This is a genomic window from Bradyrhizobium sp. CCGUVB4N (genome assembly GCF_024199945.1).
GTDB lineage: Bacteria > Pseudomonadota > Alphaproteobacteria > Rhizobiales > Xanthobacteraceae > Bradyrhizobium.
In genome coordinates, this window is record NZ_JANADP010000001.1 from 3,921,525 (window position 1) to 3,946,763 (window position 25,239).

At 63.1% G+C, this 25,239-nt stretch carries 27 protein-coding genes; 25 read left to right on the forward strand and 2 right to left on the reverse strand.

Annotated features, from left to right (window positions below):
* Positions 1-295 precede the first annotated feature (295 nt).
* From NLM31_RS17600 to NLM31_RS17660, 13 genes are all read left to right on the forward strand, one after another.
* A complete protein-coding gene (locus tag NLM31_RS17600) occupies positions 296-1,642 on the forward strand; it encodes an ABC transporter substrate-binding protein (protein ID WP_254193053.1) in 1,347 nt (448 codons plus the stop codon).
* A 102-nt stretch (positions 1,643-1,744) separates the two neighbouring features.
* Positions 1,745-2,704, forward strand: coding sequence for a carbohydrate ABC transporter permease (locus NLM31_RS17605; RefSeq protein ID WP_254193054.1), 960 nt, complete (start codon positions 1,745-1,747; stop codon positions 2,702-2,704).
* Complete coding sequence (locus NLM31_RS17610) at positions 2,701-3,654, forward strand: carbohydrate ABC transporter permease (protein WP_254130570.1); 954 nt, start codon at positions 2,701-2,703, stop codon at positions 3,652-3,654. Before NLM31_RS17605 ends, NLM31_RS17610 begins: the two co-directional genes overlap by 4 nt.
* Positions 3,651-3,863 (forward strand): hypothetical protein, encoded by a 213-nt coding sequence (locus NLM31_RS17615; protein WP_254193055.1) that lies wholly within the window; start codon positions 3,651-3,653, stop codon positions 3,861-3,863. Before NLM31_RS17610 ends, NLM31_RS17615 begins: the two co-directional genes overlap by 4 nt.
* A 4-nt stretch (positions 3,864-3,867) precedes the next feature.
* Positions 3,868-4,965, forward strand: a complete 1,098-nt coding sequence (locus tag NLM31_RS17620; protein ID WP_254193056.1) for an ABC transporter ATP-binding protein — start codon at positions 3,868-3,870, stop codon at positions 4,963-4,965.
* A complete protein-coding gene (locus tag NLM31_RS17625) occupies positions 4,958-5,965 on the forward strand; it encodes an ABC transporter ATP-binding protein (protein WP_254193057.1) in 1,008 nt (335 codons plus the stop codon). The genes NLM31_RS17620 and NLM31_RS17625 overlap by 8 nt, the downstream gene beginning before the upstream one ends.
* The gene (gene dhaL / locus NLM31_RS17630) at positions 5,962-6,576 is read left to right on the forward strand and encodes a dihydroxyacetone kinase subunit DhaL (protein WP_254130574.1); all 615 of its coding nucleotides are present in this window, start codon (positions 5,962-5,964) and stop codon (positions 6,574-6,576) included. The genes NLM31_RS17625 and dhaL overlap by 4 nt, the downstream gene beginning before the upstream one ends.
* Positions 6,573-6,959: a dihydroxyacetone kinase phosphoryl donor subunit DhaM gene (dhaM, locus tag NLM31_RS17635; RefSeq protein ID WP_027557143.1), complete on the forward strand. Its 387-nt coding sequence runs from the start codon at positions 6,573-6,575 to the stop codon at positions 6,957-6,959. Before dhaL ends, dhaM begins: the two co-directional genes overlap by 4 nt.
* Positions 6,952-7,266, forward strand: coding sequence for an HPr family phosphocarrier protein (locus NLM31_RS17640; RefSeq protein ID WP_254130575.1), 315 nt, complete (start codon positions 6,952-6,954; stop codon positions 7,264-7,266). Before dhaM ends, NLM31_RS17640 begins: the two co-directional genes overlap by 8 nt.
* Positions 7,267-7,270: 4 nt before the next feature.
* A complete protein-coding gene (gene ptsP, locus NLM31_RS17645; protein ID WP_375167492.1) occupies positions 7,271-8,869 on the forward strand; it encodes a phosphoenolpyruvate--protein phosphotransferase in 1,599 nt (532 codons plus the stop codon).
* Positions 8,866-9,297, forward strand: coding sequence for a hypothetical protein (locus NLM31_RS17650; RefSeq protein WP_027557146.1), 432 nt, complete (start codon positions 8,866-8,868; stop codon positions 9,295-9,297). Before ptsP ends, NLM31_RS17650 begins: the two co-directional genes overlap by 4 nt.
* A gap of 38 nt (positions 9,298-9,335) precedes the next feature.
* A complete protein-coding gene (gene dhaK, locus NLM31_RS17655; RefSeq protein ID WP_254193058.1) occupies positions 9,336-10,325 on the forward strand; it encodes a dihydroxyacetone kinase subunit DhaK in 990 nt (329 codons plus the stop codon).
* Positions 10,326-10,455: 130 nt separating this feature from the next.
* On the forward strand, positions 10,456-11,229 hold the full coding sequence (locus NLM31_RS17660; RefSeq protein WP_254193059.1) for an SDR family NAD(P)-dependent oxidoreductase: 774 nt from the start codon (positions 10,456-10,458) through the stop codon (positions 11,227-11,229).
* Here the strand turns inward: NLM31_RS17660 and NLM31_RS17665 are convergent.
* A complete protein-coding gene (locus NLM31_RS17665) occupies positions 11,169-12,305 on the reverse strand; it encodes a LacI family DNA-binding transcriptional regulator (RefSeq protein WP_254130578.1) in 1,137 nt (378 codons plus the stop codon). The genes NLM31_RS17660 and NLM31_RS17665 overlap by 61 nt on opposite strands.
* 152 nt (positions 12,306-12,457) lie before the next feature.
* On the opposite strand from NLM31_RS17665, the gene NLM31_RS17670 reads away from it, so the two are divergent.
* The 8 genes from NLM31_RS17670 (at position 12,458) to NLM31_RS17705 (ending at position 20,996) form a co-directional block, all read left to right on the forward strand.
* Positions 12,458-13,699, forward strand: a complete 1,242-nt coding sequence (locus tag NLM31_RS17670; protein WP_254193061.1) for an ABC transporter substrate-binding protein — start codon at positions 12,458-12,460, stop codon at positions 13,697-13,699.
* A 73-nt stretch (positions 13,700-13,772) separates the two neighbouring features.
* Positions 13,773-14,651: a carbohydrate ABC transporter permease gene (locus NLM31_RS17675; RefSeq protein ID WP_254130580.1), complete on the forward strand. Its 879-nt coding sequence runs from the start codon at positions 13,773-13,775 to the stop codon at positions 14,649-14,651.
* A gap of 5 nt (positions 14,652-14,656) precedes the next feature.
* Positions 14,657-15,541 carry a carbohydrate ABC transporter permease gene (locus NLM31_RS17680; RefSeq protein ID WP_375167548.1) on the forward strand — a complete coding sequence of 295 codons (885 nt, stop codon included), beginning with the start codon at positions 14,657-14,659 and terminating at the stop codon, positions 15,539-15,541.
* Positions 15,542-15,547: 6 nt separating this feature from the next.
* Positions 15,548-16,633: an ABC transporter ATP-binding protein gene (locus NLM31_RS17685; protein ID WP_254193063.1), complete on the forward strand. Its 1,086-nt coding sequence runs from the start codon at positions 15,548-15,550 to the stop codon at positions 16,631-16,633.
* A 24-nt stretch (positions 16,634-16,657) separates the two neighbouring features.
* Positions 16,658-17,419 (forward strand): sugar phosphate isomerase/epimerase, encoded by a 762-nt coding sequence (locus NLM31_RS17690; RefSeq protein WP_254130583.1) that lies wholly within the window; start codon positions 16,658-16,660, stop codon positions 17,417-17,419.
* Between the two features lie 13 nt (positions 17,420-17,432).
* Entirely contained in the window at positions 17,433-18,593 is a 1,161-nt protein-coding gene (locus NLM31_RS17695) for a Gfo/Idh/MocA family protein (RefSeq protein ID WP_254193064.1), read from the forward strand.
* A 158-nt stretch (positions 18,594-18,751) separates the two neighbouring features.
* Entirely contained in the window at positions 18,752-19,807 is a 1,056-nt protein-coding gene (locus NLM31_RS17700; protein WP_254193065.1) for a sugar phosphate isomerase/epimerase, read from the forward strand.
* Positions 19,808-19,820: 13 nt separating this feature from the next.
* The gene (locus tag NLM31_RS17705) at positions 19,821-20,996 is read left to right on the forward strand and encodes a Gfo/Idh/MocA family protein (RefSeq protein ID WP_254193066.1); all 1,176 of its coding nucleotides are present in this window, start codon (positions 19,821-19,823) and stop codon (positions 20,994-20,996) included.
* A 127-nt stretch (positions 20,997-21,123) separates the two neighbouring features.
* Here the strand turns inward: NLM31_RS17705 and NLM31_RS17710 are convergent, their stop codons facing one another.
* The gene (locus NLM31_RS17710) at positions 21,124-21,894 is read right to left on the reverse strand and encodes an IclR family transcriptional regulator (RefSeq protein WP_254130587.1); all 771 of its coding nucleotides are present in this window, start codon (positions 21,892-21,894) and stop codon (positions 21,124-21,126) included.
* 199 nt (positions 21,895-22,093) lie between these two features.
* Between NLM31_RS17710 and NLM31_RS17715 the strand changes: the two genes are divergently transcribed.
* From NLM31_RS17715 to NLM31_RS17730, 4 genes are read left to right on the forward strand one after another with little or no spacing between them, the layout of a single operon-like run.
* Entirely contained in the window at positions 22,094-22,918 is an 825-nt protein-coding gene (locus NLM31_RS17715) for a transporter substrate-binding domain-containing protein (RefSeq protein WP_254130588.1), read from the forward strand.
* Positions 22,919-22,944: 26 nt separating this feature from the next.
* Positions 22,945-23,661: an amino acid ABC transporter permease gene (locus tag NLM31_RS17720; protein ID WP_254130589.1), complete on the forward strand. Its 717-nt coding sequence runs from the start codon at positions 22,945-22,947 to the stop codon at positions 23,659-23,661.
* Positions 23,661-24,476: an amino acid ABC transporter permease gene (locus NLM31_RS17725; protein WP_254193067.1), complete on the forward strand. Its 816-nt coding sequence runs from the start codon at positions 23,661-23,663 to the stop codon at positions 24,474-24,476. Before NLM31_RS17720 ends, NLM31_RS17725 begins: the two co-directional genes overlap by 1 nt.
* Positions 24,473-25,219, forward strand: a complete 747-nt coding sequence (locus NLM31_RS17730; protein WP_309143692.1) for an amino acid ABC transporter ATP-binding protein — start codon at positions 24,473-24,475, stop codon at positions 25,217-25,219. Before NLM31_RS17725 ends, NLM31_RS17730 begins: the two co-directional genes overlap by 4 nt.
* The last annotated feature ends 20 nt before the right edge of the window (positions 25,220-25,239 follow it).

Consider the following 25,239-nt stretch of genomic DNA (forward strand, 5'->3'; position numbering starts at 1 on the left):
GCCTGAGGCGCGCCGCGGTCGATTTCAAGGATCTGGCCCCCCATGGTCGCAGGCCTTCTGGCTTGTGACGGGCTGCCGCCGCGCGCGGGGCGTCGCTAACTCCGCTTGCAATGTTTAGTAAACGGTGGTTCACTAAACAAATCGAGCCTGCCGGGCCTATAGAATCCGGGTGGCGCGAGGAAACGCTAGTTTAGTTATTCAGCTCGTCATGGACTGTGTCGCTCTGCTCGAAGCATTCGAGCGGGTTGGAAAGCCGCGCCATGTCGATGGCCGGCCCACTCGGAGGGAACGTGTAATGAAACGAACGATGAAGACGTTTGTCGTGGCTTGCGGCGCCGTTGCCGCAGCGCTCAGTGTCGGAGCGGGGACCACGCCCGCGCAGGCGCAAGGCAAGACCATCACGCTGTGCTGGGCCGCCTGGGATCCGGCCAACGCGCTGGTCGAACTGTCGAAGGACTTCACCGCCAAGTCGGGCATCGGCATGAAGTTCGAATTCGTGCCGTGGACCAATTACGCCGATCGCTTCCTGAACGAACTCAATTCGCACGGCTCGCTGTGCGATCTCATCATCGGCGATTCCCAATGGATCGGCGGTGCCGCGGAGAACGGCCAGTACGTCAAGCTCAACGATTTCTTCAAGAAGGAAGGAATCAGCATGGACGACTACATGCCGGCCACGGTCGTCGGTTATTCCGAGTGGCCGAAGAACACGCCGAACTATTGGGCGCTGCCGGCGATGGGCGATGCGGTGGGCTGGACCTATCGCAAGGACTGGTTCGCACGGCCGGACGTACAGAAGGACTTCAATGCCAAGTACGGCCGCGACATCGGCGTGCCGAAGACGCTGGATGAGCTCAAGGACATCGCGCAATTCTTCCAGGGTCGCGAGATCGACGGCAAGAAGGTCTATGGCGCCTCGATCTATACCGAGCGCGGCTCGGAAGGCATCACCATGGGCGTCTCGAACTACCTCTACGATTACGGCTTCAAATACGACGATCCGAAGAAGCCCTATGCGATGGACGGGTTCGTGAACTCGGCCAGCGCGGTGAAGGGGCTCGAAGCCTACAAGGACCTCTATAAGTGCTGCACGCCGCCCGGCGCCTCCAACTCCTACATGTCGGAGGGACTTGACGCCTTCAAGTCCGGCCAGGTCGCGCTGCAGATGAACTTCTTCGCCTTCTTCCCGGGCCTCTACAAGGACCCGAATGTCGGTGGCGACAAGATCGGCTTCTTCGTCAATCCGGCCGGTCCCGCCGGGCAGGCGACGCAACTCGGCGGCCAGGGCATCTCGGTGGTCTCCTACTCGAAGAACCAGGCTGAGGCGCTGCAATATATCAAGTGGTTCTCCGGCGGCGACGTCCAGAAGAAGTGGTGGGCGCTCGGCGGCTATTCCTGCGCCAAGTCCGTGCTGAACGATCCGAGCTTCCCGACCAGCGCGCCCTTCGCCAAGGAGTTCCTGCAGTCGATGGGCATGGTCGTCGACTTCTGGGCCGAGCCCTCCTACGCCCAGTTGCTGCAGGCCGAGCAGAAGCGCGTGCATGACTACGTGGTGGCCGACAAGGGCACCGCACAGGAAGCGCTCGATGGTCTGGTGAAGGACTGGAAGGCGATCTTCAAGGAAGAAGGCAAGAAGTTCTGACGCGAGCCGGCCGGAGCGCGTACGCTGCGCTCCGGCCTTTCCTTCGAGACGACCGGAACCGTCGCATTGTCGACGCCCCGGGTGCCAGGATCGGTCGACGCAATGAATGAATTGAGTGCCTCTTCGCGGATCACCTATCGGGCCGTCATGGTCCGGCCAGGCATGGCGCGTCGTATCAGGGGCCTGTCGGACAGGACGCTCGCCTGGCTGTTCATCACGCCGACGATCGTGCTGCTGCTGGCGATCAACATCTTCCCGCTGCTCTGGACGATCTATCTCTCGTTCACGAACTACCGCGCCAATCGCGCCAACGTGCCGACGATTTGGCTGGGCGCCGACTGGTACCAGTCGATCCTGACCGATCCGGATATCTGGGCGGCGATGCAGGTGACAGCGCATTTCGTGATCTGGACGGTGGTGATCGAGACCGTCCTCGGATTTGGCCTTGCCTACCTCATCGACAAGAAGTTCCGCGGGCACGGGATGTGGACCACGATCATCCTGCTGCCGATGATGCTGTCGCCGGCCGTCGTCGGCAATTTCTGGACGTTCCTGTATCAGCCCCAGATCGGCTTGTTCAATTACGTGGTTGCCTTCTTCACGGGACGCGCGGCCTCATCGTTCCAGATGCTGGGCGATGTCACGCTGAGCCCCTGGGCCATCGTCATCGTCGATGCCTGGATGTGGACGCCCTATGTGATGCTGATTTGTCTTGCCGGCCTGCGTTCGATCCCGGACTACATCTACGAGGCGGCCGAGGTCGATCGCGCGTCGAAATGGCGGCAGTTCTGGTCGATCACGCTGCCGATGGCGCTGCCGTTCATCATGCTGGCGGTGCTGTTCCGCGGCATCGAAAATTTCAAGATGTTCGACATGGTCAATCTGCTCACGGGCGGCGGGCCGGGATCGACCACGGAAGTTGCCTCGATCACGCTCAAGCGTGCGGCGTTCGAGAGCTGGCGCACCGGCTATTCCTCGGCCTTCGCGATCATCCTGTTCGTGACGGTCTTCGGCCTCGCCAACATCTATGTGAAAGCGCTGAACAAGGTGAAAAGCCGATGACCTCAGCAACCACAGCCCATTCCGTCGTCGAGCCGTCGGCCACCACGCGACGCTTTGCCGGTTCACTCGTCGTGCTCTATGCCGTCATCACCATGATCCCGTTGGTCTGGATCATGCTCACCGCGTTCAAGTCGCCGGATGATGCGATCTCCTATCCGCCAAAAGTGTTGTTCAAGCCGTCGCTCGAAGGCTTCTGCAACCTGTTCACGACCCGCTCGCGCCAGACGCCGGAGTTCATCCGCTCGCTGGGACCGCCGCAGGGGATGTGCGACAGCATCGCGCGCAGCCGCAACATGGTGGTCGCGGGCCCCTCGAACTATGTGCCGCGCTTCGTCAATTCGCTGATCATCGCGTTCGGATCGACGGTACTTGCCGTCGCGCTCGGCACCTTGTCGGCCTACGGCTTTTCGCGGTTCCGTGTGCCCCTGAAGGACGATCTGCTGTTCTTCATCCTGTCGACCCGGATGATGCCGCCGATTGCGGTCGCGATCCCGATCTATCTGATGTACCGCACCATCGGATTGTCGGATACGCGACTCGGCATGATCCTGCTCTACACCTCGGTCAACGTCTCGCTCGCAGTGTGGCTGCTCAAGGGGTTCATCGACGAAATCCCGCGTGAGTACGAGGAGGCGGCGATGATCGACGGATATACCCGCTTTCAGGCCTTCGTGAAGGTGGTGCTGCCGCAGGCCACTACGGGAATCGCGGCAACCGCAATCTTCTGCCTGATCTTCGCCTGGAACGAATACGCCTTCGCGGTGCTTCTCACCTCGGGCAACGCGCAGACCGCGCCGCCCTTCATTCCGATCATCATCGGCGAGGGCGGGCAGGACTGGCCCGCAGTGGCCGCCGGTACGACGCTGTTCCTGGTGCCGATCGTGGTGTTCACGGTGCTTCTGCGCAAGCATCTGCTGCGCGGCATCACCTTTGGAGCCGTCCGCAAATGAGTATCGATGTCACCCCATCCATCGCGCGTCGCGGTCTCGCAGACCGCATTCTGCGCCGCGGTCCGCTCGAAGCAGTGGCGACGACGATTATCGCCGCCGGTGTCGTGATGCTGATGCAGCCGTTGTCGCTGACACTGTATTCTTGGTCGTTTGCGACGACCCTGTTCGGCACGGTGATGTTCACCATCGTGTCAAAGGTTCGGGAGTAGGGCGATGGCACAGATCAAGGTCGAGTCGCTCGACAAATCCTTCGGTGCGTTTCATGCGGTCAAGTCCGCCAGCTTCACGGTCGAGGACGGCCAGTTCCTCTGCCTGCTCGGACCGTCCGGCTGCGGCAAGACCACGACGCTCCGCATGATTGCCGGCCTGGAGCTGCCGACATCAGGCACCATCCGGCTCGATGGCGAAGACGTGACGATGAACCGCGCATCGGCGCGCGACATCGCCTTCGTGTTCCAGCTCTTCGCGCTCTATCCGCACATGAATGTCCACCGCAATATCGGCTTTCCCTTGAAATGCGAAGGGATCAGTGCCGCCGAGCGCGACCGGCGGGTCGTCGAGGCCGCGCGCATCCTGCGGATCTCCCATCTCCTCGATCGATCGGTATCGGGACTTGCCGGCGGCGACCGTCAGCGTGTCGCGCTTGGACGAGCGATCGTGCGCAAGCCGAAATGTTTTCTGATGGACGAGCCGCTCGGCGCACTCGATACCGAGATGCGGGAGGCCATGATTCACGAGCTGCGGTCTCTACATGATCGGCTGGGTGCGACGACCGTCTATGTTACGCATGACCAGCTCGAGGCCATGGCGATGGCCGACAGGATCGCGGTGATGAACAACGGCGTCGTCGAGCAGGTCGCAAGCCCGCGCGACATCTATGACCGGCCGGCTTCGCTGTTCGTCGCGGATTTCATCGGCTCGCCGCCCATGAATTTCCTCCCGTTCCGCGGAGGCCTGCAGACAGGCGCAGACGCGATTAGGCTAGGCGAGCGAGACGTTGCCATTCCAGCTGCGCGCGAGGCGATGGCGGAAAGCGAGCTCGTGCTCGGGGTACGGCCAGAGCACGTGCGCTTCACCGATCGCGGCATGGTCCGCGGCGAGGTCTATGGGACGGAATATCTCGGCACGACGCAGATCGTGACCGTGACGACGCATTACGGCGCACTCAAGGCCCGCTCACCCAGCAGCAGATCGTTCCGGACCGGCGAGACTGTCGGGCTCGACTTCCGGCCCGATACGCTGTCGATCTTCGACAAGGCATCGGGCCGGGCGATTCGCACCGCGCTGCATGAAGGAGGCACGCATGGCTGAGGTCGAGATCAACGCGGTCTCCAAGGCGTTCGGCAAGACGCAAGCCTTGAGCGATCTGTCGCTGACCATTGGTGATGGCGAATTCGTCGCGTTGCTCGGGCCGACAGGCGCCGGCAAGACCACGGCCTTGCGCTTGATCGCCGGATTGGAGCAGCCGGACAGCGGTTCGATCCGGATCGATGGGCGCGACGTCACCGGCGATGCGCCGGCCGACCGCGACGTCGCCTTTGTCTTCCAGCAATATTCGCTGTATCCGCATCTGACCGTGTTCGAGAACATGGCCTTCGCGTTGCGCGCGCCGACCCGCCGCGTGCCGGAGGCGGATATCCGCGCGAAAGTGCAGGAGGTGGCGCGCCTGCTTCACATCGAAACCAAGCTGGACAACAAGGCGACGCAGCTGTCGGGCGGACAGATGCAGCGCGTCGCGATCGGTCGCGCCCTGGTCCGTTCGCCCTCGATCTATCTGATGGACGAGCCGCTCTCCTCGCTGGATGCCAAGCTTCGCGGCGAGCTGCGCCTCGAGCTCAAGCGGATCCAGGTCGATCTCGGCGCGACGATCCTCTATGTCACCCACGACCAGACCGAAGCGATGACCATGGCCTCGCGCATTGGCGTGATCGAAGGCGGACGGCTGATGCAGATCGGCACGCCGCGCGAGATCTACGAGAACCCGATCAATGCGCATGTCGCAGCAAGGCTGGGCCAGCCAACGATCAATCTGCTGCCGGCCGCCCTGTTCGGCGGTGCCCCGGCCGGCGCCGAGACGGTCGGCGCGCGGACTGAGCACCTGACGATTGCGCGCGGCGGTGGTGACGTGTCGGCGACCGTCAAGCGGATCGAACATCTCGGCGACCAGAGCCATCTCCATCTCGACCTCGCCGGCCGGCCGGTCGTGACCCTGGCGGATCCCGAGGCGGGCTTCGGCGCCGGAGATATGGTGTCGCTCCGTCTGAACAGACCGCTGTTTTTCGATGCGAAGGGCTGGAGGGTAGCGGCATGAGCCTTGATCGGGTAGCCAGGGAAAGACTGGTGCGAGCGCTGGCAGGAGCCGTGATTGAACACGCGGACGAATTGACGAGCCTCGACCAGGCGATCGGCGATGGGGATCACGGGCTGAACATGAAGCGCGGTTTCGAGGCGGTGCTGGCGACATTGCCGGGCCTTGCCGACAAGTCGCTCCCGGAGATGCTGAAGGCGATCGGAATGACCCTGGTCATGAAGGTCGGCGGCGCCTCGGGGCCGCTGGTCGGGACCTTCTTCATGGAACTGGGCAAGGCGCTTCCGGAGCAGCCGAGCCGGGCCGATCTCGTCGCGGCGACGGAGAAAGCGATCGAGGCCGTCAAGGCGCGCGGCCGTTCCGAGGCAGGGCAGAAGACGCTGCTGGATGTCCTGGTGCCGGTTCACGCCGTGTTGGCGGGAGGCGGCGATGCCAGGGCGATCGCGGCGGAGGCCGTGCAAGCGGCTGATCGTACCACGCCGATGCAAGCGATTCGCGGTCGCGCGTCGTTTCTCGGGGAACGCTCCATCGGTCATATGGACCCGGGCTCGCGCTCGGCGTCCCTTCTGATCGGCGCAGCAGTTGAGACACTGGAGTTTGAGGTCAATACATGAGCAATGTCGGAATTGTCATCGTGTCGCATTCGCCGAAAATCGCGGAAGGCGCGGCCGATATGGTGCGCCAGATGGTCGGGGATGCCGTGCCGCTGGCCTGGACCGGCGGGGATGTCGACGGTGGGCTCGGTACGAACGTTGCAGGAATTCTCGAGGCGATCGAGACGGCCTGGTCGCCGGCAGGCGTCGCGATCCTCGTCGATCTCGGCGGTGCCGAGACCAATTCGGAGATGGCGGTTGAGATGCTCCCCGAAGATCGGCGCGCGCGCGTGCTGGTTTGTAATGCCCCGGTGGTCGAGGGGGCAGTGATTGCTGCGACCGAATCTTCGGGCGGCTCGTCGCTTGCCGCCGTCAAGCGCAGTGCGGAGGAATTCTATGCATGATGCCAACGCCAACCGGGCGGCCCAGACGTTTGCGCCGCTGACCGCTTCCGCGGTCCTTGTCAATCCGGTCGGCCTGCACGCGCGGCCATCGGTGAAGCTCACGCAGTTGGCAAAGGGCTTTGCCGCAAAGATCGAAATCGCGCTTGCCGCCGACGGACCCTGGACCGACGCCAAGAGCCCGGTGAAGGTGATGCGTGTGAAAGCACCGCAGGGTGCAACGCTGCATTTCCGCGTCGCCGGTCCCGATGGTGACGCGGCGCTCGCAGCCATGCTGGCGCTGGTGCATGATGGTTTCGGCGAGGCGTAAAGTCGTGGGCGAGATCCATCTCACCGGCCATCCTGCTTCGCCTGGCCTCGCCATCGGCCCGGTCGCCGTGCTGACGAGCGCTGTGGCGAGCAGGGTGACCAAGGGTGATCCCGCGCAGGAGGCCGCGGCGCTGAAGGCGGCGATCGATGGGGCAGCCGCAGAGCTCGCCGAACTGATCGCGACGGTTCATGGCGAGGCAGCGGAGATCCTGGAATTCCAGGTCGCGATGCTGGGTGACGATGCGCTTTCGGAGGGAGCTTACGAAGCCATTGCGGGCGGCACGGCTGCCGATGAGGCTTGGTGCGCAGCGCTGGACGTGGAGATTGCGGGCTATCGCGCCGCGGATGAGGAATATTTCAGGGCTCGTGCTGCCGATCTGGTCGACATTCGCGATCGCGTGCTTGCGGGTTTGAACGGCGCGGATCAGGTCGCAAGGATCTCCGGCGATTCCGTCGTCACGGGCGATGATATTTCGCCGTCGACATTCCTGGCAGTCGACTGGACCCGCGGTGGCGCCATTGCGCTCGCGAGCGGATCGCCGTCGTCGCACGTCGCGATGCTCGCGCGATCGCGCGGCGCTCCCATGGTGGTCGGACTGGGTCCATTGCCATGGAACGGACAGCCGCCGTCGCTGGCGCTTGTCGACGGCGATACCGGCACCGTGATTTTCGATCCCCAGCCCGAAACGCGCCGCCTGTTCGAGCACCGCATGGCGGCGGCGAATGCAGCGCAGATCGCTGCCGACGCGGGCCGCCTCAAGCCGGCCGTGACGGCCGACGGCCGGCGCATCGCCGTCCTTCTCAACGTCGCGGCGCCCGAAGATGTCGAAGGCCTCGATCCCGCTATTTGCGACGGCATCGGACTCGTGCGGACCGAATTTCTGTTCGAGGGATCGAGGGGCCTGCCCGGTGAGGATGCGCAATACGCGGTCTATCGACGCATTCTCGAATGGGCTGCGGGGCGGCCGGTGACGATCCGCACGCTCGATGCCGGCGGTGACAAGCCAATTGCCGGCCTGACGGTCGATAGCGAGCGCAATCCGTTTCTGGGCCTGCGCGGGATCCGGCTCTCGCTTGCGCGGCCGGAGGTGTTTCGCGTGCAGTTGCGGGCGCTGTGTCGTGCGGCCGTCCATGGCACGTTGAAGGTGATGTTGCCGATGATTGCGGTCCCCGCCGAGCTCGATCGTGCCAACGCCATGCTGGATGCGGAGTTTGCGATGCTGACGGCAGAAGGCATCGCCTGCGCGCGGCCACCGCTCGGCATCATGGTCGAGGTCCCGGCGGCAGCGCTCTGCGCGGAGGATTTTGGCGCTGCATTTTATTCCATCGGGTCGAACGACCTGACCCAATATACGATGGCTGCGGCGCGCGACATCGGCGCTGTCGCCGACCTCAACGATGCCGGTCATCCCGCGGTGCTGGCGCTGATCGCGCGGACCGTCGAGGCCGGGCGCAAGCGCGGCGTCGAGGTCTCGCTCTGCGGCGATGCGGCGGCCGATACGCGCTTGACGAAAGCGCTACTGGCGACAGGCCTGACGACGCTCTCGGTCTCGCCGATTGCGGTGGCGCGGCTCAAGGCTGCCATCGCCGGGGTGACCGCATGAGCGACGACGCAGGCGAGGACACAAGCCGGCCGGGCGACAGCAACGTCGCGGACTACAAACTGATCCTGCGGCGGGCCCTCGACAACCGGCCGTCCGGGACGCGGTTGAAGCTCGCGGCGGCGCTCGGCAAGAACCGCTCCTTCGTCAGCCAGATCACCAATCCGGCCTATCTGGTGCCGATTCCGGCGAAGCATGTCCCCATCATCTTCGAGGTCTGCCATCTCGCCGGTGCCGAGCGTGCGGCTTTCCTCGAAGCCTATGGTCGCGCACATCCGGGACGGTTGCGCGGCGCCCATCGCGAGGCGCGCACCCGCGTCGTGACCGTGACGGTGCCCGATCTCGGTGACGACAAGAAGAATCGCGCGCTCGAGCAGCTCATTGTCGACTTCGCTGCCCAGCTCGCACGCTACGCCGAAAGCATCGGCTGACGAATTGTGACTGCAAAAAAGATAACCGGGAGGACGCCATGAAAAAGCTGATCAACAGCACGGATGCGGTGCTCGAAGAGAGTCTCGACGGATTGGCTGCGGCGCATGCCGATATCCTGCTGCTCGGTGCCGACAGGAAGTTCGTGCGCCGCCGCACCCTGAAGCCGGGCAAGGTCGCGCTGATCTCGGGCGGCGGCTCGGGACACGAGCCGCTCCATGCGGGCTTCGTCGGTCACGGCATGCTCGATGCCGCCTGTCCGGGCCAGGTCTTCACCTCGCCGACGCCGGATCAGATGATCGAGGCGGCCGAGGCCGTCGACACCGGGGCAGGCGTGCTCTTCATCGTCAAGAACTACGAAGGCGATGTGATGAATTTCACCATGGCCGCTGAGATGGCCGGACGCGAGATCGCCAGCGTGGTGACCAACGACGACGTCGCGGTCGAGAAATCGACCTACACGACCGGTCGTCGCGGTGTTGCAGGCACGCTGATCGTGGAAAAGATGGTCGGTGCCGCGGCCGAAAAAGGCATGCCGCTTGCCGCGCTCAAGACGCTCGGCGATGACGTGAATCGGCGCACACGCTCGATGGGCGTGGCACTCCTGCCGTGCACCGTGCCGGCAGCGGGCCGGCCGAATTTCACCCTGGCCGATAATGAAATGGAAATGGGTGTCGGCATTCACGGCGAGCCGGGTCGCCGCAGGGTGCCGCTGGCGTCCGCCGATGCCATCGCTGCCGAGATGCTCAATGCGATCCTGGGTGATCTTGCGCCGAGCAAGGGCAGCGAGGTTCTGCTTCTGGTCAACGGGTTCGGCGCAACGCCACTGATCGAACTCTATCTGATGGTCAATAGCGCCAAGCGCATTCTGGACGGGGCGGGGATCACGGCGACACGTTTCTTGACCGGTTCCTATGTGACGTCCCTGGATATGGCGGGTGCCTCCATCACTGTCTCGGTGCTCGATGGCCAGTCGAAAGAATTGTGGGATGCCCAGGTGCATACCGCGGCGCTACGCTGGGGTATCTGATGGACGGAAAGTTCAATCATCCACGACGATAGGATAATCCCCAAGCTCGCAATGCGGCCGTCGGTCAAGCAGCTTGCCCCGCAGATGCCATCGGTGGAGTGTAGGCCTGAAGCGCCCAGAGGAGCACCGCATGGCAATCGTTTTCATCACTGGCAGCACCGACGGGCTTGGCCGGGCGGCGGCGCAATCGCTCCTCGACCAAGGTCACCGCGTGGTGCTGCACGCACGTTCGGCCGATCGCGCCGCGGCGCTCGAAGAGCTCGCCCCTCGCGCTGAGGCTGTTGTGATCGGCGATCTCCACAACGGCACCGAGACCAGGAGCATCGCGGATCAGGTGAACGCGATCGGGCGCATGGATGCCGTCATTCACAACGCCGGTATCTACACGCAGCCGAATCGAGGTTCGACTCTGGAAGGCCATGCGAGCACATTGGCGATCAACACCGTTGCGCCCTACATATTGACGGCGCTGATCGAGCGCCCCGCCAGATTGGTCTATCTCAGCAGCGGCTTGCATCGCGGCGGGGAGGGGTCGCTGAATGATCTCGACTGGACCAAGAGGTCCTGGGGTCCCGCAAAGGCTTATGCCGAGAGCAAGCTTCACGTCGTTGCGCTTGCGTTCGCGCTGGCGCGACGTTGGCCGCAGGTCCTGAGCAACGCGGTTGATCCCGGCTGGGCGCGCACAAGGATGGGCGGCTCAGGCGCCCCGGTCGATATCGCGACTGGACAGAAGACACAAACCTGGTTGGCCGTAAGCAAAGACCCCGCCGCGTTGGTCAGTGGTCGCTATTGGCATAATTTACAGGAGCAGCAGCCGGCCAGCGAAGCAACGGACGCCGGGTTTCAGGACGCTCTGGTCGGCAGGCTGCGCGAGCTGACTGGCGTCGCGCTGCCCGGGTCGTAGTCCTTCGCGCCCTGGGATGAATCGCCGGGACTCTTCCGCGGCGGACGCGTGCTGTCGCGCAGCATCAGCGTGGCAGGAAGATTGATGTCCTTCCGCTGCCCCGTCTTGCCGGTCGTCATCAGCGCAATCAGTTCGGCTGCGGCGGTGGCTCCGAGATCGCGGCGGGGCTGGACGATGGTTGTCAAGGTCGGCTCGCAATAGTCGGCATAGGCAATGCCGTCAAAGCCGACGACGGAGAGATCGTCCGGGACTTGCAGGCCGGCCGCGTGCACGGTCTTGATAAGGCCGATCGCCATCTCGTCATTGGCTGCAAACAGGGCGGTGGGACGCGCCGCGGGTCCGAGCGCCAGCAGCGCCCGGCCGGCCTCGACGCCGGTACGGAAGGTGAAATCGCCGGGCAGAATCAAGTCTGCCTCAGCCGCAATACCCGCCTCGCGCAAGGCCTGACGATAGCCTTCGAAACGCTGCTGCTCGAGAATGTTGGATTTTGGTCCGGACAGATAGGCGATGCTTGTGTGTCCGAGCTCCACCAGGTGTCGCACCGCCTCGCTGGCGGTCCCGACATTGTCGATTGTGACTTGGGGGAAGCTTTCGCCAGAAATGTACTCGCAAGCGGCGACCAGCGGCACGCGCGCCTCGAGCAAGTCGCGGTCGGGGCTGCGCATCACATGGCCGCACAAGAGCAGTACGCCGTCGGCCTGGCCGGCGCAGACCAGATCAACGTAGCGCGCCTCCTTCTCCGGCGAGCCGGTTAGATTGGCGATGATGAGACCATAACCGGCGGCCGATAGCGTATCATCGATGCCCTGCAGGACCTCAGCGAAGAAGGGGTTGGCGATATCCGGCACCGCCACCAACACGACCATGGTCTTCCGGGCGCGCAGGTTCCTTGCGGAAATGTTCGGCGCGTAGCCGGTCTCGCGCACCGCGGCGAGCACGCGTGTGCGGGTTTCCTCAATCACGACCTCGGGGCGCGCCAGCGTCCGGCTGACGGTCGCAACCGAAACTCCTGCCAGTCGCGCGACATCGGCGATCTTGGTGGCCTTTGGGCGCGTCGTTCTGCTTCGTTTTGCCATGGAAAGGCTCGTCCTCTCGGAGGCGCAACGGCGCTTGCAAAAGCCAGGAGTTCTGCTAGCCTCATGTAATCGATTACATTCGGTAAAGCAATGAGCCCTTAAAGGCCGAAAGCCGAATGCAAAGCCTGCAAAGGCAGATCAGGGAGGGAATGATGAAGCGCACGCTGTTCGCATCAGTGGCGATTGCCGCCATTGCCTTGGCTGGAGCGCCGGTCTCGGCAGAAGAGATGAAGGCCGAGGTCATTCATTGGTGGACCTCCGGTGGAGAGGCGGCCGCGGTGAAGGTGTTCGCCGATCAGTTCACCAAGGCCGGTGGGACGTGGGTCGATAGCGCCGTGGCCGGTGCCGCCAACGCGCGAAACGCCGCGATCAGCCGCACCGTCGCCGGCAATCCTCCGACCGCGATGCAGCTCAACACCGGCAAGCAGTTTGATGAACTGGTGGAAGGCGATCTGCTTGCCGATGTCGATGCGGTCGCGACTGAGGGCAATTGGAGGGGCGTCATGCCTGCCGCGATCGTTGCCGCGGCGACTCGCAACGGCAAGATGTATGCGGTGCCGATCAACATCCACGGTCAGAATTGGCTCTGGTACAACAAGACCGTGCTGGCCTCCGTTGGCGCTGTCGAGCCGAAGACCTGGACTGACGCTCTCGCCATTCTCGACAAGCTTAAGGCCGACGGAAAGGTGATCCCGCTGGCCTTCTCGGGTCAGAAGAACTGGGAGCAAAACCTGTTCAATGCGGTCATGATCGGCGTTGGTGGCGCACAGATGTGGACCGGCATCCTCGGCAAGCGCGACGTCTCGCTGGCGGGGAGCCCCGAATTCAAGGCGGTCGCCGTCACCTACAAGAAGCTCAAGGACTATGTCGATGCCGGCGCGCCCGGCCGCAACTGGAATGACGCGACCAATCTCGTCATCCAGGGCAAGGCCGGAATGCAGATCATGGGCGACTGGGCCAAGGGCGAATTCGTTGCGGCGGGCAAGGTCGCCGACAAGGACTATGGCTGCACGGTGCTATCCAATGGCAGCGGCGGCTACGTGATGGGCGGCGACGTGTTCGTCTTCCCGAAGGCGAAGGATCCATCCACGACCAAGGCGCAGATGACCTTGGCGAGACTGATGCTGACGCCCGAGACCCAGATCCAGTTCGCGCTGAAGAAGGGCTCGATTCCCGTACGTAGCGATGTCGATACGTCTGCACTCGACGCTTGCGCCCAGAAGGGTATGCGCTATGTCGCGGACAAAGCCCAGCAAATGCCGTCCGGCGACATGCTGGCACCGCCGGCGACGATCGGTGCGCTGCAGGATGCCATCTCGCAATATTGGAACACCAATATGAGTGCCGATGAATTCTCAGCCAAGGTCGTAGCGGTGCTGAAGTCCCAGGAGTGATGTCACCAAAGGCGGCCGACGAACTGTCGGTCGCCCTTACTCCCCGTCGACTTCTCTTCAATCCGGCGATGTCATGCGTCTTGCGCTGAGTTCCCGACTGTCCGCGATCTCCGCGCTCTTGCCGGCGCTGGTGGTGATGTTCGTCGTCTATATCGGCGCCACCAGCTGGACCGTCTGGATGTCGCTGACCAACTCGCGCATGCTGCCGAACAGCAATTTCGTCGGGCTCCGGCAATATCAGCTGTTGCTCGGCAACGACCGCTGGATCACCTCGGTCCACAACATCGTCATCTACGGTGTGCTGTTCGTTTCCCTCACGCTTCTGATCGGCTTCCTGTTGGCGGTTGCGATCGATCAGCGGGTGCGCGCCGAAGATACGATCCGTTCGATCTATCTCTATCCCTATTCGATGTCATTCGTGGTTACGGGGTTGGTCTGGCAATGGCTGCTCAACCCCACGCTCGGCATCCAGCATGTGTTGCGCAGCTGGGGCTTCGAAGGCGCCACTTTCGACTGGATTGTACGGCCGGAGACCGCAATCTATTGCCTGGTCATTGCCGGCGTCTGGCAGGCTTCGGGGCTGGTGATGGCAATCATGCTCGCCGGCCTGCGCGGCGTCGACGACGAAATCTGGAAGGCGGCGCGGGTCGACGGCCTGCCGAAATGGCGGGTCTATGTGTCGATCATCATCCCGATGATGGGTGCCAGCTTTGCGACTGCCGCGGTGCTGCTCTCGACGGGCGTGGTGCGCCTCTACGATCTCTCGGTCGCGATGACCAATGGCGGGCCGGGCATCGCCTCGGAGGTGCCGGCAAAATTCGTCATGGATCATCTGTTCGAGCGCGCCAACATCGGACTTGCGACGGCGGCAGCGACCACCATGCTGATTACGGTGATCGCGGTGGTCGCTCCCTATCTTTACTGGCGCGCACGCAAGGGAGAGATGCGATGACCGCCTTGGTGCAGCCTTTGTCCGCCGCGCGGCGGAGCAAGCGCATGACCCCGGCGCGCTGGGGCCTGTATGCCTTTATCTTCATTACCGCGCTCTACTTCCTGCTTCCGCTCTATGTGATGGTCGTCACGTCGTTGAAGCCGATGGCTGAGATCCGGCAGGGCAATCTGTTGGCCTTGCCTGCAGCTCCCAGCATCGACGCATGGGTCAAGGCCTGGAGTTCGGCTTGCACGGGTCTGACCTGCCAAGGCATCAAGATCGGCTTTCTCAATTCGCTGCGTATCCTGGTGCCGTCGGTTGTCCTCTCCATCCTGGTCGGCTCGCTCACCGGTTATGCGCTGTCGCTATGGCGCGTGCGCGGCGCCAACGTCCTGTTCGGCGCGATGATGGTGGTCGCCTTCATTCCCTATCAGGTGTTCATCTATCCTTTGGTTCGCGTGTTCTCCTTCGCCGGACTCGGGCAATCGCTCTCAACCATCGTGATGATTCACACGATCTTCGGCCTTCCCACCATGACGCTGCTGTTCCGCAATTATTTTGCATCGTTGCCGGTCGAGTTGTTCAAGGCCGCCCGTGTCGACGGCGCCGGCTTCTACCAGATCTACGCGCGGATCATGATGCCGATGGCCACCCCCATGATCGTGGTCGCGGTGATCCTGCAGACCACCGGAATCTGGAACGATTTCATCCTGGGGCTTGTCTTCGCCGGCCGCGACAATCTGCCGATGACGGTTCAGCTCAACAACATCGTCAACTCGACGCAAGGCGAGCGCGCCTACAATGTCGACATGGCTGCGACGCTGCTGACCGCGCTGTTGCCGCTCGTTGTCTATTTCGGTTCCGGTCGGTGGTTCGTGCGCGGCATTGCCGCCGGTGCCGTGAAAGGCTGACGCAGCATGCAGAAATCGGACGTCGATATCAGAGGCCTGCAGATCGGCTTTGGCGGCCTGAAGGTGCTGGATAATCTCAATCTCCATGTCGGCGAGTCCGAATTCCTCGTGCTGCTCGGGCCCTCCGGCTGCGGCAAGTCGACATTGCTCAATGCGATCGCCGGGCTGATCGAGGCCAAGGGTGGCGAGATCCATATCGGCGGCCGGGATGTCACATGGGCAGAGCCGAAGGATCGCGGCATCGCAATGGTGTTCCAGAGCTACGCGCTCTATCCACGCATGAGCGTGCGCCGGAACATGTCGTTCGGGCTGACGGTCGCGGGCACGCCGCGAGACGAGATCGAGCGCCGCGTCGGAGAGGCCGCGCAGATCCTGCGGCTCACCAATCTTCTCGACCGCCGTCCCAGCGAGCTTTCCGGCGGGCAGCGCCAGCGTGTCGCAATCGGGCGAGCGCTGGTGCGCCATGCGGGCGTCTATCTGTTTGACGAGCCGCTCTCCAATCTCGACGCCCAACTCCGCGCCGAGCTCAGAGTCGAGATCAAGCGGCTGCATGCACGGCTGGGTGCCACGATGATCTACGTGACGCACGATCAGATCGAGGCGCTGACGCTGGCGGACCGGATCGCGGTGATGCAGGGTGGCGTGATCCAGCAGCTCGATACGCCGAGGAAGATCTATCGCGAACCCGTGAACCGCTTCGTCGCCTCTTTCGTCGGCTCACCAGCGATGAACTTCATTCCCGGCCGGCTCGCGTGCGGCAGCGAGCTCGCATTTATCGTCGGCGCAAATCGGATCGGTCTGAACGGCTATGCCTTGCATAGCCAGACGACCGACGCGCCGGCCGTTCTTGGCATCCGGCCCGAGCACATCGAACTGACGGCGTCCAGCGATCCATCCTCAGTGTCCGCGCGCGTCGAAATGGTCGAGCCGATGGGTGCCGACACATTGATCTGGTGCCGCCTTGCTGATGGCGCCGCCTTCTCCTTCCGCCATGATGCGGACGCGCCAATGCGTGTGGGGGACACGTTGACCGTCCGCTTCCCCGTCGACGCCATGTCGCTGTTCGATGAGACGAGCGGCCAGCGCCTTTAAATCCTTACCAGCAGAAAGCGAGACATGACCAAGCCGATCGACCGTTTCTCCATCCAGCTTTATTCAGCCCGCTCCATCGCCTCACTCGAGGCACAATTCGCCCTGCTGTCCAGCCTCGGCTACACGATGGTCGAACCTTGGGGCGGCCTGTTCAACGATCCCGAGACGCTGAGGAGGCTTCTTGAGGTCCACGGGATGATCGCGCCGAGTGCCCATGTTGGCCTCGACCGCTTGCGTGAGGATGCGGTTGGCACGGTGAGGATGTGCAAGGGGCTGGGCATCGAGACCATCTTTGCGCCGGCCCCGCCGCTGGGCGAGCGTGAGGGAGGCGAAAAGGAATGGCGCAGCATCGGGCGCGAGCTTGCCGACATCGGAAAGGTGGTGACCGGCGAGGGGCTCAAATTCGGCTGGCACAATCATCATTGGGAGTATGGCCGCAGCGAAAGCGGCAAGACCTATCTCGAATGCCTGTTCGAGGAGGCTCCCGATCTGGTCTGGGAGGCCGATCTCGCCTGGATCGTGCGCGGCGGCGGGAATCCAGTCGCCGAGATCAAGAAGCATGCGCCGCGGTTGGTCGCGTGTCACATCAAGGATCTTGCGCCATCGGGGCAGTGCACCGATGAGGACGGATGGGCCGATCCCGGGCACGGCATCATGGACTGGCCGGCGCTGTGCGCGGCGATGAAAGATGCCAAGGTCTCCCTGTTCGTCGCTGAGCACGACAAGCCGAACGACGTCGCCCGCTTCGCGCGGCGGGCGCGTGAGACCGTGTCGTCATGGACGTGACGGGGAGGGGATCATGAGCACGCTCGGAGTTGGCATCGTCGGGTGCGGCAACATCTCGACGATCTACATGCAGAACATGCCGAAATTTCGCGATCTCAGGCTCATTGCTTGCGCGGATATTCGGCCTGAAGCCGCACAAGCCCAGGCAGCGCAGTTCGGTATCGAGGCCTTATCGATCGATGCGCTGTTGGCGCGTCCCGACGTCCGGATCGTCGTGAACCTGACCACGCCGGACGCACATTTTGCGATAAGCCACGCTGCGTTGACCGCGGGCAAGAACGTATTCGGCGAGAAGCCGATCACGGTCGAGGCCAACGACGCTGCGATCTTGGTCGCGGAGGCGGCGCGCCGCGGCTTGAAGCTCGGCTGCGCGCCGGATACTTTTCTTGGCGGCGGTGGACGGATTGCGCGCGAGTTTATCGATACGGGTCGGATCGGCAGGGTGCTCTACGGTACCTGCTTTCTGATGTCGCATGGCATGGAGCACTGGCACCCCGATCCGACCTTCTTCTTCAAACGTGGCGGCGGGCCGATCCTCGACATGGGGCCCTATTACCTTGCAGCGCTGATCAACCTGTTGGGTCCGGTCGCACGGGTGCAGGGGCGTGCGAGCTCCGGCTTTGCTTCGCGACTCGTCACCTCGAAGGGGCCGATGAACGGCAAGACCATCGCGGTTGAAACCCCGACGACGGTCATGTCGCTGCTGCATTTCGAATCGGGTGCCGACATCATCTTCGCAATGAGCTGGGACGTCTGGAAACACGGACATCCGCCGATCGAACTCTACGGCACCGAGGGTTCGCTGCGTGTGCCGGACCCCAACTTCTTCGGCGGCGCGGTGCAATACACCGAGAAGGGTGGCGACTGGATCTCTGTCACAGCGGACGACCGGCCGTTCGGCAAGCCCAACTGGCGCTCGCCGAATTGGGCCGATCACATACCGAACCAGGCTAACTATCGTTGCCTGGGCGTCGCCGAACTCGCAAGTGCAGTGTTAAACGACACGCCACACCGCGCCTCCGGCGCGCTGGCGAGCCACGCGCTGGAGGTGAAGCACGCGATCCTCAAGGCCAGCGTCGAGGGTGGAGAGATTGTGGTGCACTCGCGCGTAGAGCGACCGGCGCCGCTGTCCGATGTCGATGCGATGGCATTGTGGGCCGAGGAGACGTTCTGACACAGGCCAGCCCCCCAGAACTGACCGCCCCGTGTGGGCGTTAGAATGTAGTGCCCGCTCTGTCGGCGGGAACCAGCACGGGCAGGCGAAGTTTGGTGGGGGTATCGAGTTCAGCAGACGCGTGATGCCAAAGCATCCCGGATACAAGGACGCATTCGATGAAGATGATCAAGGGACCGGCGATATTTCTCGCTCAGTTCGCCGCCGACGCAGCGCCGTTCAATTCTCTCGATTCAATCTGCGGATGGGCAGCCTCGCTCGGCTACGAGGGAGTTCAGATTCCGAGTTGGGATGGGCGGCTTTTCGATCTGAAGGAAGCCTCGGAGTCGCAGGACTACGCCGACGAAGTGAAGGGGATTGCGGCCCGCCACGGGCTCACGATCACCGAACTCTCGACCCATCTGCAGGGCCAGCTCGTTGCCGTTCACCCGGCCTATGACGCGGCATTCGACGGCTTTGCGGCGCCGGAGGTGCGTGGCAACGCCAAGGCGCGCACGGAGTGGGCCGTCGACCAGGTCAAGCGCGCGATCCTGGCCTCCAGCCGGCTCGGGCTCACGGCACAAGCGACCTTCTCCGGTGCGCTTGCCTGGCCCTATGTCTATCCCTGGCCGCAGCGACCGGCCGGCCTCATCGAGGCCGCCTTCGACGAGCTTGCCAGGCGCTGGCGGCCGATCCTCGATTATGCCGACGAGCACGGTGTTGATCTCGCCTATGAGATCCATCCTGGTGAGGACCTTCACGACGGCATCTCCTACGAGATGTTTCTCGAGCGGGTGAACGGCCACAAGCGCGCGAACCTGCTCTATGACCCGTCACACTTCGTTCTGCAGCAGCTCGACTATCTCGACTACATTGACATCTACCACGAGCGCATCAAGGCATTCCACGTTAAGGACGCCGAGTTCAACCCCACCGGCCGCCAGGGAGTCTATGGCGGCTTCCAGAGTTGGGTCGACCGTGCCGGCCGCTTTCGATCGCTCGGCGACGGTCAGGTCGATTTCGGCGCCATCTTCTCGAAGCTCACGCAATACGATTATGACAGCTGGGCCGTGCTCGAATGGGAGTGTGCACTGAAGCATCCCGAGCAAGGTGCCCGCGAAGGTGCCGAATTCATCAAGAGTCATATCATCCGTGTCACCGAGAAAGCCTTCGACGATTTCGCGGGTGCCGGCACCGACGACGCAGCGAACCGCAAGATGCTCGGCCTCTCATGAGCGAGGACAAGACATGACCATCGACGCAAGCAACGAAGCCGGCAATCGCTGTCGTATCCGGCTCGGCATGGTCGGCGGCGGCCAGGGAGCCTTCATCGGCGCAGTCCATCGCATTGCCGCGCGCATCGACGACCAGTTCGAGCTCGTGGCCGGTGCGCTCTCCTCGGATCCGGTCCGGGCCAAAGCCTCCGCACAGGAGCTCGGCGTCGCCGACGATCGCGCCTACGGCTCGTTCGAGGAGATGGCGAAGGCGGAAGCCGCTCGCGCGGACGGTATCGAGGCGGTCTCGATCGTGACACCCAACCACATGCACAGTCCGGTCGCGAAAGCCTTCCTGGAGGCCGGAATTCACGTCATTTGCGACAAGCCGTTGACGACGACCGTCACGGAAGCCGAGGAGCTGGTGGCGCTGGTCAGGAAGACGGGCAGGGTATTCGTGGTGACGCACAATTACACGGGCTATCCCATGGTCCGGCAGGCTCGGGCCATGGTCGCGAATGGTGAGCTCGGTGAGGTCAGGCTCGTCCAGGCTGAATATCTCCAGGATTGGCTGACGGAGCGATTGGAGGCGAGCGGCCAGAAGCAGGCGGCATGGCGCACGGACCCGGCTCGGTCCGGCGCCGGCGGATGTATCGGCGACATCGGCACCCACGCCTATAATCTCGCCTGCTTCGTCACCGGCCTCGAGCTCGACGAACTGCTCGCCCAATTATCGACCTTCGTCGAGGGCCGGCGCCTCGACGATGATGTTCAGATCCTTCTCAAGTGGAAAGGTGGCGCCAGGGGCATGCTGTGGGCGAGCCAGGTCGCCGTCGGCAATGAGAATGGGCTCACGCTGCGCGTCTACGGCAGCAAGGGTGGCCTCGAATGGGCGCAGGAGAATCCGAACCAGCTATGGTTCACGCCTTACGGCCAGCCGAAGCGGCTCGTGACACGTGGCGGCAGCGGCGCTTTGCAAGAGGCGACCCGCGTCACCCGCATCCCCTCCGGTCATCCCGAGGGCTACCTCGAAGGTTTCGCAACCATCTACGCCGAGGCCGCGCGTGCCATCCGCGCGGCACGCGCCGGTGACAAGCCGGATCCCCAGGTGATTTTCCCAACCGTAGAGGATGGCCTCGCAGGTGTGAAATTTATCGATGCTGCCCTGAGATCCTCCGCATGCAAAGGCACCTGGGTTCGAATCATGTAACTGTCGGCGCGTCTGTGATGAGGCAATCGGTCACGTGATCGTCCAATCGCGATGACGCGCTCGATCTCCACCCAAAGTTCGGATTGCCGGCCCCGACCTACATGCCGGCGTACGCTCCCCATCCGCCCTACTGACCGACGATGGCGTTGATCTCCTCCTCGAGGAGGGCGCCATAACGCTCAATGACGCCGGGCCCGACCTTGGCGCAGAGCAGCGTGAAGCTGAGCGCTGCGCCCGGCTTTTCTCCCGGCGTCATGATCGGCATGCCCACGCCGGCAATGCCCGGAATGAGCTCGCCCATATCCACCGCGTAGCCCCGCCGGCGGGTATCGGCGATCAACTGCCGAACCTTGTCCTCGGTGAGGTTGCGATAGGATGCGTAGCGCCCCAGATTGGCGCGGATGATGTAATCCTGCTCGTCCTCGTCGAGGAATGCGAGCATCGCGATCGCGCCGGGGCCGACGCCGAGGGGCACGAAGCCGCCGATCGATCCCGTCAGCGTCGGCACGATGCATTCGCCGTCGCGCCGGTCGAGGCAGACTGAATCGTGATTGAAGCGGGCCATGAGATGGGTCGTGTCACCGGTGCGCCGCCTCAGCCGGGTCAGCGCGACCTCGCAGCGGCTGATGATTCCGGGGCCGCGGGCCGCGCGCACGCCGTAGATCGCCATGCGCGCACCCAACCGGTAGCGCCGTTTCTTGTCGTCGCGCGCGAGCAGCTTGTGGCCGACCAGCGTGTTGAGGATGCGGTGACAGGTGGCGGTGTTGAGCCCCGAGCGCGCCGCCAATTGTTTCAACGACAGGCCGTCGACTCCGCCATCGGCGACGAGATCCAGCAGGACGACAGTCCTGTCGAGCAGTTGGGCTCCACCGGAGGGTGGCTGTGCGGTGGGACGCATATATTCTCATAATATGAAAAAAATGCCGCTGGCAACTTGTCTAATGAAAAATATCGGCCTCCAATGATGAAAATTAGGTCGCTTGAGAAAGGTGCATATTCTTTGAGCGGCCTGATTTCTGCATTCGCACAAAGCTGACCGGCTGACGCGGCGCCGCGGCAACAGCGCCCGAAGGCCCTGATTTATCCAGAGGAACAGGATGACAGGCTTCAATAGGATGATGGGCGTTTCTGCCCTCGCGCTCGCGACCTTCTTCGTTGCTGGCGCCGCCGTGGCGGGGACGCTCGAGAACGTCAAGGCACGCGGCAAGCTGATCGTCGGCGTGAAGAATGACTACGTGCCCTACGGCTATTTGAACGACAAGGGCGAAGTCGTCGGCTTTGAGGTCTCGCTCGCCAAGTACGTTGCCAAGGAGCTCCTCGGCTCCGAGGACAAGATCGAGCTCGTGCCGGTCATCGCTGCCAATCGTATCGATTTTCTGACCGCCGGCCGTATCGATGCGATCTTCGCCACGCTCGGCGTCACGGCCGAGCGTGCCAAGGTCATCGACTTCACGACGGAATATGTTTCCGCCGCCGGCCCATCGGTGCTGATGGCCAAGGAGACCACGATCTCCAAGTGGGAAGAGCTGAAAGGCAAGTCGGTCTGCGGCATTCAGGGCTCCTACTACAACAAGAAGATGACCGAGGAGTTCGGGATCACGCTCGTCGCCTTCAAGACGCAGCCGGAAGCCTATCGCGCGCTGAAGGACAATCGCTGCATCGGCTTTGTCTTCGACGACATGACGCTTCAGCAAAAGCTCAAGGAAGCCGACTGGACGGGCTACAAGATCGCCGTTGCACCCTATGAATTCCAGCCGATGGCCGGTGGCGTCCGCAAGGACGACGCTGAGTTCCGTCAGGCCGTCGACAAGGCCATCGGCAAGGCCGAGGCGGAAGGTAAGCTGATTGCGTGGGAGACCGAGTTCGGCATGCCGCACTCCGACTACATCGCTGCGCGGGCAAAGGCTGCTTCCGCGAAGTAGAACCGACGGACACGGAGCAGCAGCCCTTGTTAGGTCTCGATTATTCCTGGCTCGCGGATCCGGCGTACCAGCGATGGCTGCTGATCGGTGTCGTCAACACGCTGAAGCTGGCGGCGCTCTCGTCGAGCGCTGCCATCCTCATCGGCATGCTCGGAGCTCTCGGCTTCACCTTGAGGATATTCTGGCTCGACGCCCTGATTGAGCTGTTCGTCGAGGTGTTTCGCAACACGCCGCCGCTGCTACAGATGCTCTTTGCCTATTTCACGCTCTCGACCCTCGGTCTCAAGGTGACCGATCCGTCGACCGGGCTGTCGGTGCCGCTGCTCAGTGCCTTTGCTTGCGCTGCGATCTCGCTCAGTCTGTTCGGCGGCGCACTGGCCATCGAAGCCTTTCGCTCAGGGATCGAAACCATGCCACGGTCGATCGTCGATGCGGCGCGGTCACTCGGGTACGGCCGGTGGGCCCGCTTCTGGCGCATCGAGGCGCCAATCGCGACCCGCATCTGCCTGCCGGGGCTGACGAACATCCTGACCAATCTCTTCAAGACGACGTCGCAGGCGTCCGTCATCACCGTGCCGGAGCTGATGTACTACGCCGGGCAGATCTACAATGACACGTTTCGCACGCTGGAGGTCATGATCCTCGTGCTCCTCATCTATGTGGTGCTGGTGTCAATTCTCACATTCGCGATGGCGAGGCTCGAGGCTTTCATGGCCTTCCCTGGATATGGACGGGGGCTTTGATGACGGGGTTCGTGCTCCACTACGAGGACAAGAAGCGCGCCGTCCAGTTGCTGATCGCTCTTGGCGTGGCGGTCTGGATCGCTGTCGATGCCGCGACGGGCGGCTCGGTGTACTGGACCCGAGTGCTGGTGCGGCTTCCGCTGCTTCTGACCGGCTCAGCAAGCGGTTGGCCGGTCACCGGCGGCTTTGTCCTCAATATTCTCCTCTCGATCGCTTCCATGGCACTGGCGACCGCGCTCGGCACGATCATGGGTCTTGGGACGCTTGCGCGGGTCGGATTGATCCGAGTCCCGTCTCTTCTGCTGGTGAACTTCCTGCGCAATTCACCCTGGCTCGTTCTGCTCTTTGCAACGCTCTATTTCCTGCCTTTCGAGATACGCGTCTTCGGCGCGACCATTCCATTCCCGCCATTCGTGAAAGCCGTGATCGGCCTCGCTTTGCCGACGGCGGCGAATTTCTCCGAGGTCATCCGCGGCGCGGTCCAGTCCGTTCACAGCGGGCAATGGGAGGCGGCACGTTCGCTCGGCTACAACACTTTCCAGATCTATCGCCACGTGATCATGCCGCAGGCGATGCGGCGCATGATCCCGGGCTGGATGAATCTCTACGCACTATTGATGATTGCGACCGCGCTCGCGACCGTCACCGGCATCCAAGACGTCCTGACGATCCTCAACACCCTGCTCGCCATGGAGAATGAGCGGGTGATCGTCTATTTCTACCTGACCATCCTCTTCCTGTTCATCGCCTACTGCTATCCGATCGCGGCCATTGCGCGCCGGCTCGAACGTGCCGTGAAGGGAGACAGCCTGTGAGCCGCACCGAAGCGCTGATAGAGCTCGACAACGTCCGCAAGTCCTTCGGCGACTTCGAGGTTCTCAAGGGCATCTCGATGTTCGTGCAGAAAGGCGAGGCCGTCTGCATCATCGGTCCCTCCGGATCGGGCAAGTCCACCATCCTGCGCTGCATCAACGGCCTGTTTCCCGTCGACGAAGGCTTTATTCGCGTCGGTGCGCATCGCGTGCACGAGCTGAAGTCCGACAAGGCGATGCGGGCGTTGCGCCATCAGGTCGCGATGGTGTTCCAGCAGTACAACCTGTTTCCGCATCGCACGGCGCTGCAAAACATCATGATGGCGCCCATCCAGGTGCTCGGACACGACCGCGCCGAAGTCGAGGAGCGCGCCCGTAAGCTCCTGAAGAAGGTGCGGCTCTCCGAGAAGGCCGACAGCTTTCCGGGGCAACTTTCCGGCGGGCAGCAGCAGCGCGTGGCGATCGCGCGCGCGCTCGCGATGCAGCCGGAGGTGATCCTGTTCGACGAGGTGACGGCGGCGCTGGACCCTGAAACGGTGAAGGACGTGCTCTTCGCCATCCGCGAACTGGTGGAGGAAGGTCTTACCTGCATCCTGGTGACGCACGAGATGAAGTTTGCCCGGGAGGTCTCGCAGCGTGTCTGCTTCACCGATCATGGCCTGATCGTGGAGAGCGCGCCGCCTGCAGAACTCTTCGACAATCCGCAAGATCCGCGCACGCGCGAATTCCTCGGTCAGGTTCTCTGATCGCGCCGTCCCACGTTCAA

Excerpts from the sequence above, each read along its gene's own strand:
- NLM31_RS17600 (WP_254193053.1), top strand. The coding sequence starts at position 296 with ATGAAACGAACGATGAAGACGTTTGTCGTGGCTTGCGGCGCCGTTGCC.
- NLM31_RS17605 (WP_254193054.1), top strand. The coding sequence starts at position 1,745 with ATGAATGAATTGAGTGCCTCTTCGCGGATCACCTATCGGGCCGTCATG.
- NLM31_RS17610 (WP_254130570.1), top strand. The coding sequence starts at position 2,701 with ATGACCTCAGCAACCACAGCCCATTCCGTCGTCGAGCCGTCGGCCACC.
- NLM31_RS17615 (WP_254193055.1), top strand. The coding sequence starts at position 3,651 with ATGAGTATCGATGTCACCCCATCCATCGCGCGTCGCGGTCTCGCAGAC.
- NLM31_RS17620 (WP_254193056.1), top strand. The coding sequence starts at position 3,868 with ATGGCACAGATCAAGGTCGAGTCGCTCGACAAATCCTTCGGTGCGTTT.
- NLM31_RS17625 (WP_254193057.1), top strand. The coding sequence starts at position 4,958 with ATGGCTGAGGTCGAGATCAACGCGGTCTCCAAGGCGTTCGGCAAGACG.
- dhaL (WP_254130574.1), top strand. The coding sequence starts at position 5,962 with ATGAGCCTTGATCGGGTAGCCAGGGAAAGACTGGTGCGAGCGCTGGCA.
- dhaM (WP_027557143.1), top strand. The coding sequence starts at position 6,573 with ATGAGCAATGTCGGAATTGTCATCGTGTCGCATTCGCCGAAAATCGCG.
- NLM31_RS17640 (WP_254130575.1), top strand. The coding sequence starts at position 6,952 with ATGCATGATGCCAACGCCAACCGGGCGGCCCAGACGTTTGCGCCGCTG.
- NLM31_RS17650 (WP_027557146.1), top strand. The coding sequence starts at position 8,866 with ATGAGCGACGACGCAGGCGAGGACACAAGCCGGCCGGGCGACAGCAAC.
- dhaK (WP_254193058.1), top strand. The coding sequence starts at position 9,336 with ATGAAAAAGCTGATCAACAGCACGGATGCGGTGCTCGAAGAGAGTCTC.
- NLM31_RS17660 (WP_254193059.1), top strand. The coding sequence starts at position 10,456 with ATGGCAATCGTTTTCATCACTGGCAGCACCGACGGGCTTGGCCGGGCG.
- NLM31_RS17665 (WP_254130578.1), bottom strand. The coding sequence starts at position 12,305 with ATGGCAAAACGAAGCAGAACGACGCGCCCAAAGGCCACCAAGATCGCC.
- NLM31_RS17670 (WP_254193061.1), top strand. The coding sequence starts at position 12,458 with ATGAAGCGCACGCTGTTCGCATCAGTGGCGATTGCCGCCATTGCCTTG.
- NLM31_RS17675 (WP_254130580.1), top strand. The coding sequence starts at position 13,773 with ATGCGTCTTGCGCTGAGTTCCCGACTGTCCGCGATCTCCGCGCTCTTG.
- NLM31_RS17685 (WP_254193063.1), top strand. The coding sequence starts at position 15,548 with ATGCAGAAATCGGACGTCGATATCAGAGGCCTGCAGATCGGCTTTGGC.
- NLM31_RS17690 (WP_254130583.1), top strand. The coding sequence starts at position 16,658 with ATGACCAAGCCGATCGACCGTTTCTCCATCCAGCTTTATTCAGCCCGC.
- NLM31_RS17695 (WP_254193064.1), top strand. The coding sequence starts at position 17,433 with ATGAGCACGCTCGGAGTTGGCATCGTCGGGTGCGGCAACATCTCGACG.
- NLM31_RS17700 (WP_254193065.1), top strand. The coding sequence starts at position 18,752 with ATGAAGATGATCAAGGGACCGGCGATATTTCTCGCTCAGTTCGCCGCC.
- NLM31_RS17705 (WP_254193066.1), top strand. The coding sequence starts at position 19,821 with ATGACCATCGACGCAAGCAACGAAGCCGGCAATCGCTGTCGTATCCGG.
- NLM31_RS17710 (WP_254130587.1), bottom strand. The coding sequence starts at position 21,894 with ATGCGTCCCACCGCACAGCCACCCTCCGGTGGAGCCCAACTGCTCGAC.
- NLM31_RS17715 (WP_254130588.1), top strand. The coding sequence starts at position 22,094 with ATGACAGGCTTCAATAGGATGATGGGCGTTTCTGCCCTCGCGCTCGCG.
- NLM31_RS17725 (WP_254193067.1), top strand. The coding sequence starts at position 23,661 with ATGACGGGGTTCGTGCTCCACTACGAGGACAAGAAGCGCGCCGTCCAG.